Below are 15876 nucleotides of genomic sequence, written 5' to 3'. Positions count from 1 at the left end.
GTCTGCCAGCGCAATTAGATGGCATCCGGATCTTGGGCGAACGCTTCGGCGGCCTTACGGGCAAGCTCGATCGCGGTGCGCGACCAGTACGGCGTCGCACCCTTCAGACCACAGGCCGGGCTGACACCGATGCGATCGCGCAGCGCTGAGCGGCCGAAGCCGAGCTGATCAGTCACCTCGACGATGGCGGTGGCTACTTGCTCGACCGACAGCGGCCGTTGCGGTGCGGTTGCGGGCACTACGCCCAACACGACAGTGCGACCCGACTCAACGAATGCTGCGATGCCATCGAGATCCGCCGCCTGCAATACGTTGATATTTACCGATACCGCGCTAATAGCACTGCGTTGCAAAAATTTCCACGGTAACTCGACGGCACAGCTGTGCAACAGTACATCGACACCCACGGTCGCGACACAGCTGTCCAACAGCGTTGCTGCCAGTGTTTCATCGAGCGGGGCGACCGGAGAAAACATAGTTACCCCGGTCAGCGATCCCCCCAATGCCGCTGGCAGCAACACCTCGTCTAGCTGTACCACCACCGGTGTGTCGAGTCGTCGTGCCAGATTCGCACGGTGCGCAGCAACACCCTCGGCTAGCGACGACGCCAAGTCACGCACGGCGCCGGAATCGGTGATCGCCCGATGACCATTGGCCAATTCTAGCCCGGCCGCGAGCGTAATTGGCCCGGGTACCTGCACCTTGACTGCACACCCTCTACCGCGTAAACCGGCCATCTCCCAAGCTTCTTCGAGAGCATCCATGTCCTCATCAAGCAGGCTAACGGCCTTACGTGTCACTGCACCGGGCCGCGCAACGATACGGTAGCCGCGCGACACCGTGTCGATAGCCACGTCGACGAGCAGCGCGCCAGCCCGTCCCAGCATGTCGGCGCCCACTCCCCTGCAGGGCAACTCGACGATATGGGCCAGCGCACCCGCCAACTCGCCGACGACAACCTCAGCGGCAGGGCGCGGAGACGAGCCCGGCCACGATCCAACACCGCTAGCCGTTGCGAAAACATTCACCCGACAACCGTATTCGACATCACATAGCCCGTCGCTCGCGAGGGTGTCTGTTCCCGTGCAGGAGTCATCCCGGCCCGCACTACACTCTACTCACGAAGCGGCCAATTGGCATGTCAGTTAGACCGATCTGACGCTGGCCGCTACTGTTGTGCGACACAACATTAACTGCAAGAACGCCAACGACATCACCACCGATACCGATATGGTCCCGCTGGGCCCGTCACAGCTGCGCGATCGTAGAAGCGAATCTAACGATCATTCTACGAAGGACGTCAAGTCCCTGATAGAAATCGACCCCCCTGTCCAGACCGCGCTGCGAGTCCACTGTCGACGAGGTCCATCACACCGCCGTCCAAAACGGTTCTCATCTTCGACGGAGTCGCGACAATAGATCGACTACCCCCTCTGTGTCGAATTCGATACGGCCGCACGCAGGGCGACGGTGGTCGGCCCCGCCGACCTATGTAGGTCAATCCTCTCCATCCACCACATTCGGCTCTCAGCTAGCCAACAACATCGGCGATCGCGGAGCCGACTAACACAAACCGCGGAGCAAATGTAACAATCACAACGAATAGCGCACTAAAGGAAAACAATATCCTAATGATACTATGCAATTATAGCTGCCGGCATGGCGGGGAGGGCAGCAAGGCCACTGGCCAACGCCAAAACCCTCCGGAATCACCCGCAACGTCACAACTCGCTCTCTCATCCAGTCAAAATCAATAACCTTATTAGATATAGTATAGCTTTTCCACTCCCGCCATCCATCGACCTCGTGCTCATCAAAGGCCAAGCAGTACGGCCACCAGCGTGTGGCGCTGCAATGGTTCACAGAACCGCAGGAAAGTGCGTCGCAGACCAATCCAACTACCGCACTGAAGGCTTCACACCACGGTTGCTTTGCGAGCTATAGAACCAGCGTGTCGGCAATAGTAGCACTGCCGAGCACCTCATCTCCGTCCGGATCCGGACGGTACAGCACCAACGTCTGGCCGCGCGCCACACCGCGCAACGGTTCGCGCAACTGCACAAAAAGCTCGTCACCAATCAACTTAACGACCGCACAGGCGGTTTCACCGTGCGCACGGATCTGTACCACGCACTCAACAGGACCTGACGGTGCAGCCCCCGCAGTGAAAACCGGCATCCTTCCGATCAGTGCATGCACATCGAGGTCAGTCGCGTCGCCCACATGCACGGTCGCGGTGTCGACGTCAATCGCCGTCACGTAACGCGGACGGCCGTCCGGACCTGGCCTAGCGATGCCCAGACCCTTACGTTGACCGATAGTGAAACCGTGCACCCCATCATGCTCAGCAAGAACCACGCCATCCACATCAACCACGCAGCCACGGCGAACCCCAATGCGCTCACTCAGAAAGGCACGGGTGTTCCCGGACGGAATAAAGCAGATGTCATGGCTATCGGGCTTCTCGGCAACCAGTAGGCCACGGCGAGCGGCCTCCGCACGAACCTGCGGTTTAGGAGTATCACCGATCGGGAACGCGGCGTAGCGCAACTGCTGGGCAGTCAATACGGCCAGCACGTAGGACTGATCCTTGTCCCGGTCGACAGCACGACGTAGCCGCCCACCGGACAGCCGCGCATAGTGGCCGGTGGCCACCGTATCGAAGCCCAACGCTAAAGCTCTAAAAGAAAGCTCCGAAAACTTGATTCGCTGATTGCACCACACACACGGATTAGGGGTCTCTCCGCGAGCATACGATGACACAAAACCATCGATCACGTATTCTTGAAACTTCTCAGCGAAATCCCAGACATAGAAAGGGATCCCGAGCACATCGGCAACACGGCGAGCATCTGACGCGTCTTCTTTCGAGCAGCAATCCCGCGACCCGGTACGCAGAGTACCGGGAGCACTAGACAATGCCAGGTGTACACCCACCACATCGTGCCCGGCGTCGACCATCCGGGCGGCGGCGACCGACGAGTCGACGCCACCGCTCATCGCCACGAGAACTTTCACCTCCCAACACCCCCAGCCGCCGCTGCCGCCAGCGATGTCCGACGAGCACGAGCCACCGCCCCGGGAAGCACTCGCAGCACTTCGTCGATGTCATGATCAACACTGTTGTGGCCCAACGAAAGACGCAGCGATCCGCGTGCGCTAGCCGGGTCTGTACCCATCACAAGCAGCACGTGCGATGGCCGTGGAACACCGGCGGTGCAGGCCGATCCGGTCGAGCATTCGATTCCGTTGGCGTCCAACAGCATCAACAGCGTATCGCCTTCGCAGCCACGGAAGGTGAAATGTGCATTGCCTGGAAGCCGCAGCTGGCCGCGGGCGCCGTTGAGCGCAACATCGTCGATCGTGGCCAACACACCCTGAATCAGGCGGTCACGCAACACCTGCAACCGGGTACTGTTGGACTCCATTCCGTCCACCGCGATCTGCGCTGCCGCTGCCATCCCGACAATGCTGACGACATCGGACGTGCCGGAACGAATATCGCGCTCCTGCCCGCCGCCGTGCAACAACGGCACACAGCTGACATCCCGGCGCAGCAGCAACGCACCCACACCCGGTGGGCCACCAAACTTGTGTGCGGCCACACTCATCGCCGACAGTCCACTGGCGCCGAACTCGACCGGAAGCTGCCCTACCGCCTGGATCGCATCACTATGCATCGGTACACCGAACTCAGCGGCGACGGCGGCGAGTTCGACGGCAGGCATAACAGTACCAACTTCGTTATTGGCCCACATCACAGACACCAACGCCACGTCGTTGTGTCGCTGTAACGCCTCCCGCAGCTCGACCACCGATACCGAACCGTCAGCAGCGGTGGGCAACCACGTCACTTCCGCACCCTCGTGTTCTACCAGCCAGTTCACCGAATCCAGCACGGCGTGGTGTTCTACCTCGGTAGTGATGATGCGTCGATGGCGCGGCTGCGCGTCACGGCGCGCCCAATAAATACCTTTGACAGCTAGGTTGTCACTCTCAGTGCCGCCCGCGGTGAAGATCACCTCGGACGGGCGCGCAGCAAGTTTGTCAGCGATAAGCTCGCGGGATTCCTCGATCCGCCGCCGCGCCACTCGCCCACTGGCATGCAGCGACGACGCATTGCCAACGATGCCGAGCACGGTCGTCATCGCCTCGATGGCCGTGGGGTGCATCGGGGTAGTAGCGGCGTGATCCAGGTAGACCATGACACGCTTTAGGATACCGACGATCCAGGCCGGCTGGATCAGGAGCGCTCGCGACTCGCTCCCGCCCCGACACCTCAACTATGTCGAGGTTATGCAATGCTGTCCAGCGCCCAGGCGCACCGCGGAATGACAGCGAGGGGCCAGGACCCACCGATCGGCGCCTGACCAGCTGCAAAGATTCGACATGCACTCACACCAGCGTGTGGTGCACGGGGAGCAGTCGGCAGATTAGATCTGCACCACGGTGTTATCACTGACGTAAGCTGGCACGGTCGATACGTGCCTGTCAATGTGACGATATACTAGCCGAAGTGGTCGCACTGGACGACCGGCATTTAAACATTGCCGGATAGAATAATCCGCATCCTCGGTGCGATGGCCCAGCGAGGCCGCACCAAGCGGTGCCTTCAGGAAACGCCACCACGATCCGACCGGCACGCAGCCGACCAGCTATACTACCGACCATCGTAGATAGCCATCGCAGAGTGGACCACTCGATCGAGATGATCTTCAGGATGCTTGCCGCGATCCCAACAGTGGGCCCGGTGAACATACCGGCACAGGCGATGAACGACACCGCGCCGACAGCGAAAACATCCAGTCACGACATGTGCCTCTGACTACTAGGACTATGCTCAGGCCTCGAATCAGACGACACGACAAAGTGATCCGGAAGCCTAAGCAGTGCGGCATCAACCAACAAGAGGTACGTTACACATACGTCCGGCCCGACAGTGGCGACCCCGGTATTAACAGCGAGTCAACAGCAATTTCGACGGCCACCGAAACCGGTCACGGTCGCCGCAGATAGCAGTGTCCCGCTTGTACAGCAGCACGCAGAAGTCCCCCGAATCAAAGTCCAGGTCGTGCGTCAACTCACCGCAGACCCACACTCTCTAGCCACGCATTAGTGGTGGGATCGTCTAGTGTGACGGCGGGGCAATGTCGCCCAAGCCCGTGCCGTCGATCCGCACCGGCCGATAGGGATACACTCGGTACTGCACCGTGTAACGGCTCAGCGTGAAGTCACGCACACCGCCAATCTGGCTAACGGGTAACTTCACCGTTGGTATCGATCGGCACCGACACACAGCCTCCAATATAGCCGGAGCGGTCCAGATAGACTGTAATCTCTCTCATAATAAAAAGTACTACGCCACCTAATAACAAAGTACTACGCCACCGTTGCGGTCGTCTTCGCGCATCATGGCGCGGTCTATCTCGGTCAACAACAACCGCAACGGATCGAATGAGCGAATATCAAATTCTGTTGCAGTATAAAGATCTCCGGCCGCAATGACACTCGTCGACGGCAACATCCAGTAGCAACCCATCAGCTCCCTGGTGCTGTCATCGCTGACCAACAGATGGCCGCAGTACTCATCAAAATGACCAACATCACTACCATTACCCGCCACCGATACCGCAAAGCGCGATGTTCCTGCGGGAAAACAGTACTGTCAGTACAGTGTAGCTACTGTGTGGCCACACGAGGGTATCAGCAGGGAATAAAGCGGTCCGAGAAACGAACTTGTCGCCGTGCCATGCGGCTTCTCGCTGGGTCCCAGGACAGAAGCAACGCTCATCCCAACAACGTGACGTATTCGATATTCGACAAGCTAATCAACATCCATCCTGTAACGTGCCGATGCACTGTCACAGGAACGATGCCGAAATGTCGTGAAAAACATCGCCTTGCACCACAACAATAGGCCACTTTGTGAATACGATATCGCATTCACGGTTCGTGCGGTGGCCTCCCCTTGGTGCGTATGTGGCGGATATGGCTGATGCACACCATCATGGGCCCGCACAAAACCTAGCCTTTACGAGCCTTGATCCCATCGATCAGCTGTGGCGCTACTTTGAACAAGTCACCAACGACACCGAAGTCTGCGATATCGAAGATCGGTGCTTCCTCGTCCTTGTTGACCGCGACGATAGTCTTCGAAGTCTGCATACCCGCGCGATGCTGGATTGCCCCGGAGATACCCAACGCAATGTAGAGCTGGGGCGACACCGTCTTACCAGTCTGACCCACCTGGAACTGGCCCGGATAGTAGCCGGAATCCACCGCAGCACGCGATGCTCCGACCGCAGCACCCAAGGAGTCAGCCAGCGCTTCGACCACGCGGAAGTTCTCCGCGCTGCCGACGCCGCGACCACCAGACACCACGACAGTGGCCTCGGTCAGCTCCGGACGGTCACCGGCAACCGCAGGCTCGCGGGCGGTGATCTTAGTGGCGTTCTCGGCGGGAGCCGGAACTTCGACGCTGACCTGCTCGCCTGCCCCCTCAGCTGGCTTCGCCTCAACAGCCCCTACTCGTACCGTGATCACCGGGGCATCGCCGTTGGCCCGCGCCTCGATGGTGAACGCACCACCGAAAATGCTATGGACGCCCACCGCCCCTTCTCGGACGTCCACGACGTCGACCAACAGACCGGATCCAATCCGTGCTGCCAACCGACCACCGATCTCCTTGCCATCGGCAGTAGCGGCCAGCAACACAGCGGCTGGAGCCAATGATTCGGCCAACGCGGCCAGCACATCGACCACCGGTGTGATCAAGTATTTGTCAACGGCGTCGGACTCGGCAACGTAGATTTTGGTGGCGCCAGCCGCCTTCAACCCGCCGACCAGCGACACGGTCGTCCCCGGCGTGCCGACCACAACGGCAGCCGGCTCGCCCAGCTCGCGTGCAGCGGTAATCAATTCGGCGCTGACCTTTTTCAGCACACCTTCAGCATGCTCGACAAGCACCAGTACTTCAGCCATGGGTGATATCGCTCTTCTCGTCTCTGGGATTAGTCTGCAGCGCTCGTCTTAGATGATTTTCTGAGCAACCAGGTACTGCACGATCTGGTTGCCACCGTCACCCTTATCGGTTACCTTCTCGCCCGCGGTTTTGGCCGGTTTCGGCGTCGACACCAGTACCGTCGACCCAGTGTTGGCCAGCCCGACCTCGTCGACTTCGACACCGACCTCGGCCAACGTCAACACCGTGACTTCTTTTTTCTTAGCTGCCATGATACCTTTGAAGGAAGGGAAACGCGGCTCGTTGATCTTCTCGTTCACGCTGACCACCGCAGGCAGTGCAGCCTCGAGGGTGAGCACGCCCTCGTCCGTTTCGCGTTCGCCAGTGATTTTGCCGCCCTGAACCGAGATTTTGCGCAGGTGGGTTAGCTGTGGCAGGCCCAGGTATTCGGCAATAATCGCCGGAACCACACCACCGACACCATCAGTGGATTCATTGCCGGCGATGACTAGTTCGGCGCCTTCGATGGTGCCCAGCGCGCGTGCCAGCGCCCACCCGGTCTGGATGACATCCGAGCCGCGCATGCCGTCATCCTTAAGGTGAACAGCCTTGTCAGCGCCCATCGACAGGGCCTTGCGAATCGCCTCGGTAGCGCGCTCTGGGCCCGCGGTCAGCACAGTTACTGACCCCTCGATGCCGTCGGCAGCCTCTTTCTCGCGAATCTGCAGCGCCTCTTCTACGGCGCGCTCGTTGATCTCGTCTAGCACCGCGTCGGTGGCCTCGCGGTCCAGCGTGAAATCGCCGTCAGTCAGCTTGCGCTCTGACCAGGTGTCTGGGACCTGTTTAATCAGGACCACAATTTTCGTCATGGGTGTGGTTCGTCCTCCTCGAAGGCGGCCTGCAGTCCTCCACTGCAGGACCTCAGTCACACAATTTCGCAACCATACAACCCTGCTACTGTGCGATAACTTCGTACGGTATGCCTTCACACCATAGCGGGTTGCATCTGCGCAATTGCCCGCTGCTCCGCACCGCCGTTAGCGCGGACGACTCTAGCGGTTCGCGAATCGGGCAGTTCGGGTTAGCCTGCCTTAACGATGAGCGCATTCGTCTCCGACCTTCCCAACCCCAACCGCATACCCGACGCCCCCTCGTCGGTGGACTCCCCAGCGGTCCACGCCATGCTGGCGCTGACAGGTGAACGCACCATCCCTGATCTGGATATCGAGAACTATTGGTTCCGCCGCCATCAGGTGGTTTACCAGCGGCTGGCGCCGCGCTGCACCGGCTGTGAGGTGCTGGAGGCCGGCTGCGGCGAAGGTTACGGGGCCGATCTGATCGCCGCCGTCGCCTGCCGGGTCGTTGCGGTGGACTACGACGCGGCCGCAGTGGCCCATGTCCGTAACCGTTACCCGAGGGTGCAGGTTATGCAGGCAAACCTGGCCAAGTTGCCACTGACCGATGCTTCGGTGGACGTCGTGGTGAACTTCCAAGTCATAGAACATCTGTGGGATCAGGCCCAGTTCGTCAGTGAGTGCGCCCGAGTGTTGCGTCCCGCGGGGTTACTGATGGTGTCCACCCCGAACCGAATCACCTTTTCACCGGGCCGTGACACACCGATCAACCCGTTTCACACCCGTGAGCTGAACGCCGGCGAACTAAAAGAGCTACTGGTCGACGCGGGTTTTTCCGAGGTGACCATGTACGGGTTGTTTCATGGGCCACACCTGCGGGAGATAGATGCCCGCCACGGCGGCTCCATCATCGATGCCCAGATCGCGCGCGCTGTCGCCGACGCGCCGTGGCCATCCAAGCTAGCGGTGGACGTCGCCGCGGTGACCACCGACGACTTCGACATCATCGAGGCCGTCAAAGACGGCCTCGACATAGACGACAGCCTGGATCTCATCGCAATCGCGGTACGCCCGTGAGTATGTCGGGAGACCGGGTGCCCGGCCTGTTCACCCTGGTCCTGCACACCCACCTGCCGTGGCTAGCCCATCACGGCCGCTGGCCAGTCGGTGAGGAATGGCTCTACCAATCATGGGCCGCAGCTTATCTACCGCTGCTACGGGTGTTGCACACCCTCGCCGATAAGGATCAACGCCGGCTGATCACGCTCGGGGTGACGCCGGTGGTGAACGCTCAACTCGACGACCCCTATTGCCTCGACGGTATGCATCACTGGTTGGCAAACTGGCAGCTGCGCGCGACTGAAGCAGCCAGCATGCGTTCTACTCCCAAATCCAAGACGGTCGGCTACCAATCCTGCATTCCGGACGCGTTGCGGGCTTTCGGGGTTCGCGAGAATGTCGAGGCGCAGCGGGCACTTGAGGACTTCGCTACCCTGTGGCGTCACGGCGGCAGCCCGCTACTGCGCGGTCTGATCGACGCCGGGACGGTTGAGTTGCTCGGCGGCCCGTTGGCTCACCCATTCCAACCGCTGCTCGCGCCGCGGCTGCGCGAATTTGCGCTGCGCGAAGGCCTGGACGACGCGTGGCTGCGACTGGCGCACCGGCCGACCGGGATCTGGGCACCGGAATGTGCCTACGCCCCGGGGATGGAACACGACTACGCGGCCGCGGGCGTCACTCACTTTATGGTCGACGGTCCTCCGCTGCACGGTGACACCGCGCTGGGTCGACCAGTTGGCGACACTGATGTGGTCGCGTTCGGGCGTGACTTGCAGGTAAGCTACCGGGTGTGGTCGCCGAAATCTGGCTACCCTGGACACGCCGCCTACCGCGATTTCCACACCTACGACCACCTCACCGGTCTCAAACCGGCCAGAGTCACCGGCCGCAACGTGTCACCTGAGATCAAGGCTCCCTACGATCCCGAACTCGCCGATCGCACCGTCGACACCCACGTCTACGACTTTGTCGAAGTGGTCCGCAACCGGCTCTTTGCCGAATCCGAGCGCATCGGGCGACCCGCTCACGTGGTCGCCGCCTTCGACACCGAGTTGTTCGGCCATTGGTGGTATGAGGGGCCGACCTGGCTGCAGCGGGTGCTGCACGCCTTGCCCGCCGCCGGGGTGCGAGTGGGCACGCTCAGCGACGCCCTGACAGATGGGTTCATCGGCAACGCGGTTACGTTGCCGCCCAGCTCGTGGGGTTCCGGTAAGGATTGGCGGGTGTGGGTCGGCGACAAAGTCGCCGACCTGGTGCAGCTCAACAACGAGGTAGTCGACACAGCGCTGACTACCCTCGATAAGGCGCTGGCGCAGACGACACCACTGGACGGGCCTCTTCCTCGCGATCACGTCGCCGACCAGATTCTGCGGGAGACGCTGCTCACTGTGTCAAGTGACTGGCCATTTATGGTGAGCAAGGACTCGGCCGCTGACTATGCCCGCTACCGTGCCCACCTCCATGCCCACGCCACGCGGGAGATTACCGGGACGCTGGTGTCGGGCCGGCGTGACACCGCTGCACGGCTGGCGGACAGATGGAACCGCGCCGACGGTCTGTTCGGCGCACTGGATGCCCGAAGACTGCCCCGGTGAAGACCGGTCTTCCCTGCGAGTGCGCGTGTTGGTATAGCGATACGCCTTTCTACCCAGCATTTTTGGGACGTTCGCGCCGACGTAGGGGACAACGCTCATGAAGATCCTGACGGTGTCCTGGGAGTATCCGCCGGTGGTGATCGGCGGACTCGGCCGCCACGTCCATCACCTGTCGACGGCGCTGGCCGCAGCCGGCCACGACGTGGTCGTCCTGTCTCGCTGCCCTTCGGGCACCGATCCCTGTACACATCCGTCTTCCGACAAGATCAGCGAGGGTGTACGGGTGATCGCAGCTGCACAGGATCCGCACGAGTTTGTCTTCAACGAAGACATGATGGCATGGACTCTGGCCATGGGTCATGCGATGATCCGCGCCGGCCTGTCCCTGACTAGACATGGCAGCGACTGCCCTTGGCGTCCCGATATCGTACACGCGCATGACTGGCTGGTGGCGCATCCAGCCATCGCTCTCGCCCAATTCTATGATGTACCAATGGTTTCCACCATTCATGCGACAGAAGCCGGCCGGCATTCCGGCTGGATATCTGGAGCACTCAGCCGTCAAGTGCACGCTGTCGAGTCGTGGCTGGTGCGTGAATCCGATTCGCTGATCACATGTTCAGCATCGATGAGCGACGAAATCACCGAATTATTTGGTCCCGGTCTGGCTGAGACCGCGGTGATACGCAACGGTATTGACGCAGCACGCTGGCCGTTCGCGGCACGCCGTGCGCACACCGGACCAGCCGAACTACTCTACGTGGGGAGGCTGGAATATGAGAAAGGGGTGCACGACGCCATCGCCGCGCTGCCGCGGATCAGACGCTCCTATCCCGGCACCACACTGACCATCGCCGGAGAAGGTACCCAGCAGGACTGGCTCGTCGACCAGGCCCGTAAATACAAGGTAATCAAAGCAACCCAGTTCGTCGGGCACCTCGACCACCACGAACTACTGGCGGCGCTGCATCGGGCCGACGTCGCGGTGCTGCCCAGCCACTATGAGCCGTTCGGGTTGGCCGCTCTAGAGGCCGCTGCAGCAGGAACGCCGCTGGTAACCTCGAACATTGGCGGCCTGGGTGAGGCAGTAATCAATGGGCAAACTGGGGTTTCGTGCCCGCCTCGCGACATCGCGAGGCTAGCCGCGGCGGTGTGCGCGGTGCTCGACGATCCAGAAGCCGCGCAGCGGCGCGCATGGGCGGCCCGGCAACGCCTCACCTCCGACTTCGATTGGCAAACGGTAGCTCAGGAAACCACACAAGTGTACCTGGCGGCCAAGCGCCGCGAACGACAACCACAGCCCCGACTGCCCATCGTCGAACACGCATTACCGGATCGCTAGTCGATGCCGTGCCAGAGCCGAAACGGCCGCATAACGTAAGAATCCAGTGCTGCGCTCAGTTAGTATCCACCGGTGTTAGCCTCACAAACGACTAGTCGCCGCGATATCGGCTACCCGATCATGGCACTGATAATGGTACCGTGATTGGTTGATCTGATCGTTCTCGCGATCGCGTTCGAGCCCAACCTGTGCTGGTTCTCGTACCACCCAGTCGACCCCACGCTAGTGCTTTGCACAACGCAGACTAGCCGGCGAAATGCTGAGCCTGTTTCCTGCCGAGTATTATTTCATCTGGTCTCCATATATTATTTTGGCTTTCATCAACGTTTTTCATTGTCGGCTTGTTGGTGGTGGCGTGGAAGGTGTTCGGATTGGTCTGCTTCGAACGCCCACTAACACTGGCACTGCTCATTGCTGTTCTGTCGTTTGGCTTCGCGTTCATAGTGCTCTCCGCTCATCCTGATCTTTTCGCCGGGGCAGCGCTGGCCGGGTTCACCGTGACGCTTGCCTCGGCGAAGAACGACCGATCAATCTTGTTTGCGAGTGCGACCTATGGCCTTACCATTGCAGTTTTGACACTCGCGCACGAAGCGATCCCGCCGTCGTTCTCACTGGGGACGGTACTGGCCATTGTGGTTCTTGCGGCAAACAATCCGATCAACATCCAGCGTCTTAGCAGGCTACTCGCCGTCTCTATCGGGCTGACTGCCGCAGTGGTCGTAGCATTACTTAAGCGCTGCGGAATTTCGTCTCAATTGTGTGCGATAGTGCCGTACGACGCCGTTGACTTGCCGATAAGCGGTCCAGCTCTCCAGGGATCAAATTCTTAGCTGCCAAAGCCTTTACATCGATTACCACGGCCGGATGTTCCGGAACATCATCATAAACTCCTAGCAAAAACTCAGCTAAACAGCCAGATTCGTCGCTGGTATCGGTGCCGGGCTGCTCGCTTCGACAACATTCAGAATTGCCCTCTTAACGGTGACCGTTCTGGCCATCAGCTGCATGTCCGGCGCACCCTTCAGCTGTTTCTGCGAACTGTTACGCCAGCGGCTCTGATGAGTGACGTTCCCGGCGGTGTTCATGGTGCCGGCTTTTGCAACCTCATCCGATCAGGTCCACTATCTCGTTTGACATGGACTATGGTATACTTAATGCTGATATTGTGCAGTCAGTCCGAATCTGCTCAGGAGCCGACCTCGCACACCCATATTGTGTTCGTGGTCTGGGCCATCCCATGCTTCGGGGTTCCACTGCCGGTGTAATAATTTTAGGAGAAACCAGTGTACGGGTCACGGTGACGGGCAGGATTACATCGAATTCTGCTGCAGTAAAAATGATTTCGTTAAAAAATAGCCTGTTCGTGAGATATCACGAGTACTGCCAATAGAGCCGCGGCATTGGAGTCAGTACTTCCCTACATCGCTACGAATCCGTTACTCGCCTCAACGCGGCTATCATTTCGGTGGCCCGGCAACCAGAGCTGATACTAACCGACGACGGTCGATTCATCGCCCGCTACAAACCATGTCGTGCCGAGGCTCTGCTGTCCACTGTTCGTGACCCCCATGTCACCGGCCCCTTCCAGCGGTGGATCGCCGTGGGCTCCGGTTGTCGCTCGCCGATGACGGACCGACCTTTAGCACTAACGCACACGCCGGTGTCTGCATCGACTTTGAGCCACAGACTTTTCGGGTCATCGGATTGCGAGACAACTCGGCCCTTATCGTAACCGTCGAAAAACACCGAAGGCCTGACTGCAGCGCTGAAAGATATCATCAAAGGCCGGACAAAGCACATTCGGTCATCTACCCCGACAACTGCAGGAACGTCAGCTTCGATTTCAAGATCGATAACCACCCCAAGCCACTAGAATATATTGGCCCGTCAGTGTTCTCAGTCAACGGCTGGCCTTTTTTCGTTCGATGTCGGCCAATGCAACAGCCAGTTCGGCGCGCTGCGCGGCCGATTGCTCCCAGGATAGCTTCCGATTTTTGACCACCTTGGCCGGTGCGCCAACCGCGATCGAATAGTCAGGGATTACCCCGCGGACCACCGCATGCGCTCCCAGCACACAGCCCTTCCCGACTGACGTGCCACGCAACACCGTCACCTTTGCCGCCATCCAGGTGTCCGGCCCAATGCGGACGGGGGACTTGGCGATCCCCTGACCCTTGATGGGAATGTTGATGTTGTCCATGCGGTGATCAAAGTCGCAGACATAACACCAGTCGGCCATCAAGGCCGAAGCCCCAAGCTCGATGTCGAGATAGCAGTTGATGACATTATCCCGGCCTAACACTACTTTGTCGCCGAACCGCAACGAGCCCTCGTGCGCACGGATCGTGTTCTTATCACCGATGTGTACCCAGCGCCCGATCTCAAGCTGCGCGAGTTCGGGCGTCGCGTGGACCTCCACACCCTTGCCCAAAAACACCATACCGCGGGTGATGATGTGCGGATTAGCCAGCTTGAACTTCAGCAGCCGCCAATAACGCACCAGGTACCAAGGGGTATAGGCACGGTTGACCAGCACCCACTTCAACGAAGCCACAGTGAGGAACTTGGCCTGGCGCGGATCTCGCAACCGTGACCCACGCCAGCGGCGATGAAGCGGTGCACCCCACATCGTCGTCATGGCCGGACAGCTTAGCTCGGCGACAATGCACGCTGGGACGGCGGGCCATGGCTAACTACGTCTAAATACGTCAGCCGCAAAGCGACAAGCTGAGGAGCCAAACACGAAGGCGCGAGCCTCAACGGTTACCCTCACCTGTACTCGATCGCTGATCGTACTAAAGTCCCGCGGAAGGATTTGAGAAACTGAGGTGCTTTACCCGACATCTCCGTATACTGCGGCGTTGCCCTACCGTGATGTTAACGGCCATGTTCGTCGTTGGAATCGGTGGTTGCGGCAACACCGACTCCTGGGTTGACGCATCGGCTGCGCAAGGCTGGCCAGCGCAATACGGCGATGCGTCCAACAGCAGCTACACGGCAACCAGCGGCGCCACCAAGTTGGCGCTGCAGTGGATACGGTCGGTTAAAGGGAATTTGGCAGCTGGTCCGGCGTTCAGCGCACACGGATACCTCGCGATGAACGCACAGACTCAGACCGGATGTTCGCTGATGGAGTGGGAAAACAACGACAACGGCCGGCAACGTTGGTGTGTTCGGCTGGTCCAAGGTGGCGGCTTCGGCGGTCCGTTGTTCGACGGCTTCGACAATCTGTATGTTGGCCAGCCCGGGACGATCTTCTCGTTCCCGGTGACGCAGTGGACACGCTGGCGGCAGCCGGTGATCGGGATGCCGTCCACTCCCCGCTTTCTCGGCAACGGCCAACTGCTCGTCACCACACACCTGGGGCAGGTGCTGATTTTCGACGCACATCGCGGCATGGTGGTGGGTAGCCCGCTGGACCTAGTGGACGGCATCAACCCGACCGATCCGACACGCGGGCTAGCCGATTGCGCACTAGCCCAACAGGGCTGCCCAGTCGCGGCAGCCCCTGCCTATTCGGCAACCAGCCAGACGGTGGTGCTCGGCATCTGGCAGCCAGGCGCACCAGCCGCGGGACTGGTCGGGCTTAAGTACCACTCCGGGCAGACGCCGCTGCTTGCTCGTGAGTGGACTAGCGACGTCGTTAGCGCCGGTGTACTCGCCAGCCCGGTGTTATCCGCCGACGGATCAACTGTCTACGTCAATGGCCGCGACCAACGCCTGTGGGCACTACACGCTACCAACGGAAAACCTAAATGGTCGGTGCCACTGGAATTTCTGGCACAGACGCCACCCGCGGTCACCCCGCAGGGACTGATCGTGTCCGGCGGCGGCCCCGATACCCACCTGGCGGCGTTCAAGGACGCCGGCGACCACGCCGAGCAGGTCTGGCGCCGTGACGACCTCACCCCATTATCAACGTCGAGCCTGGCCGGCGTCAGCGTCGACTACACGGTGGTCAGCAGTCCGCGCGCAGCAGGCGCACCTGGCATGTCGTTGCTGGCCTTCGATCCCCGCAACGGCCACACCATCAACAGCTATCCGTTGCCGGGGGCCACCGGATAT

14 protein-coding genes are annotated in these 15876 nt (G+C 60.3%); 5 read left to right on the top strand and 9 right to left on the bottom strand.

Annotated features, from left to right (window positions below; translation table 11 throughout):
- Positions 1–14 precede the first annotated feature (14 nt).
- From MUBE_RS09160 to MUBE_RS09130, 8 genes are all read right to left on the bottom strand, one after another.
- Positions 15–1028: a uroporphyrinogen decarboxylase/cobalamine-independent methonine synthase family protein gene (locus MUBE_RS09160; RefSeq protein ID WP_116540289.1), complete on the bottom strand. Its 1014-nt coding sequence runs from the start codon at positions 1026–1028 to the stop codon at positions 15–17.
- A 910-nt stretch (positions 1029–1938) separates the two neighbouring features.
- On the bottom strand, positions 1939–3018 hold the full coding sequence (gene mnmA, locus MUBE_RS09155) for a tRNA 2-thiouridine(34) synthase MnmA (protein WP_116540288.1): 1080 nt from the start codon (positions 3016–3018) through the stop codon (positions 1939–1941).
- Entirely contained in the window at positions 3015–4205 is a 1191-nt protein-coding gene (locus MUBE_RS09150) for a cysteine desulfurase family protein (protein ID WP_116540287.1), read from the bottom strand. The genes mnmA and MUBE_RS09150 overlap by 4 nt, the downstream gene beginning before the upstream one ends.
- A gap of 286 nt (positions 4206–4491) precedes the next feature.
- Positions 4492–4758: a hypothetical protein gene (locus MUBE_RS17930; RefSeq protein ID WP_243632985.1), complete on the bottom strand. Its 267-nt coding sequence runs from the start codon at positions 4756–4758 to the stop codon at positions 4492–4494.
- A 370-nt stretch (positions 4759–5128) separates the two neighbouring features.
- Positions 5129–5269: a hypothetical protein gene (locus tag MUBE_RS20280; RefSeq protein WP_424399069.1), complete on the bottom strand. Its 141-nt coding sequence runs from the start codon at positions 5267–5269 to the stop codon at positions 5129–5131.
- Between the two features lie 96 nt (positions 5270–5365).
- Positions 5366–5623 (bottom strand): GNAT family N-acetyltransferase, encoded by a 258-nt coding sequence (locus MUBE_RS20275; RefSeq protein WP_424399068.1) that lies wholly within the window; start codon positions 5621–5623, stop codon positions 5366–5368.
- A 401-nt stretch (positions 5624–6024) separates the two neighbouring features.
- Positions 6025–6981: an electron transfer flavoprotein subunit alpha/FixB family protein gene (locus MUBE_RS09135; protein WP_116540286.1), complete on the bottom strand. Its 957-nt coding sequence runs from the start codon at positions 6979–6981 to the stop codon at positions 6025–6027.
- 48 nt (positions 6982–7029) lie between these two features.
- Positions 7030–7830, bottom strand: coding sequence for an electron transfer flavoprotein subunit beta/FixA family protein (locus tag MUBE_RS09130; RefSeq protein WP_116540285.1), 801 nt, complete (start codon positions 7828–7830; stop codon positions 7030–7032).
- A 228-nt stretch (positions 7831–8058) separates the two neighbouring features.
- Here MUBE_RS09130 and MUBE_RS09125 point away from each other — a divergent pair, with 228 nt between their 5' ends.
- From MUBE_RS09125 to MUBE_RS09110, 4 genes are all read left to right on the top strand, one after another.
- A complete protein-coding gene (locus MUBE_RS09125) occupies positions 8059–8892 on the top strand; it encodes a class I SAM-dependent methyltransferase (protein ID WP_116540284.1) in 834 nt (277 codons plus the stop codon).
- Positions 8893–8894: 2 nt separating this feature from the next.
- Positions 8895–10469: a 1,4-alpha-glucan branching protein domain-containing protein gene (locus tag MUBE_RS09120; protein WP_116540283.1), complete on the top strand. Its 1575-nt coding sequence runs from the start codon at positions 8895–8897 to the stop codon at positions 10467–10469.
- 97 nt (positions 10470–10566) lie between these two features.
- The gene (locus tag MUBE_RS09115; RefSeq protein ID WP_116540282.1) at positions 10567–11811 is read left to right on the top strand and encodes a glycosyltransferase family 4 protein; all 1245 of its coding nucleotides are present in this window, start codon (positions 10567–10569) and stop codon (positions 11809–11811) included.
- 347 nt (positions 11812–12158) lie between these two features.
- Positions 12159–12641, top strand: a complete 483-nt coding sequence (locus MUBE_RS09110) for a hypothetical protein (RefSeq protein ID WP_133297093.1) — start codon at positions 12159–12161, stop codon at positions 12639–12641.
- A gap of 1070 nt (positions 12642–13711) precedes the next feature.
- On the opposite strand, the gene MUBE_RS09095 is transcribed toward MUBE_RS09110, so the two are convergent.
- Positions 13712–14449 (bottom strand): acyltransferase, encoded by a 738-nt coding sequence (locus MUBE_RS09095; RefSeq protein WP_116540279.1) that lies wholly within the window; start codon positions 14447–14449, stop codon positions 13712–13714.
- A gap of 236 nt (positions 14450–14685) precedes the next feature.
- Here MUBE_RS09095 and MUBE_RS09090 point away from each other — a divergent pair.
- Positions 14686–15876: outer membrane protein assembly factor BamB family protein (locus MUBE_RS09090; RefSeq protein WP_116540430.1), on the top strand; the 1191-nt coding region annotated here is incomplete at its 3' end.

Source organism: Mycobacterium uberis, assembly GCF_003408705.1.
GTDB lineage: Bacteria > Actinomycetota > Actinomycetes > Mycobacteriales > Mycobacteriaceae > Mycobacterium > Mycobacterium uberis.
The sequence above is the reverse complement of the archived record's forward strand: the minus strand, read 5'-3'. Positions and strand labels throughout refer to the sequence as shown.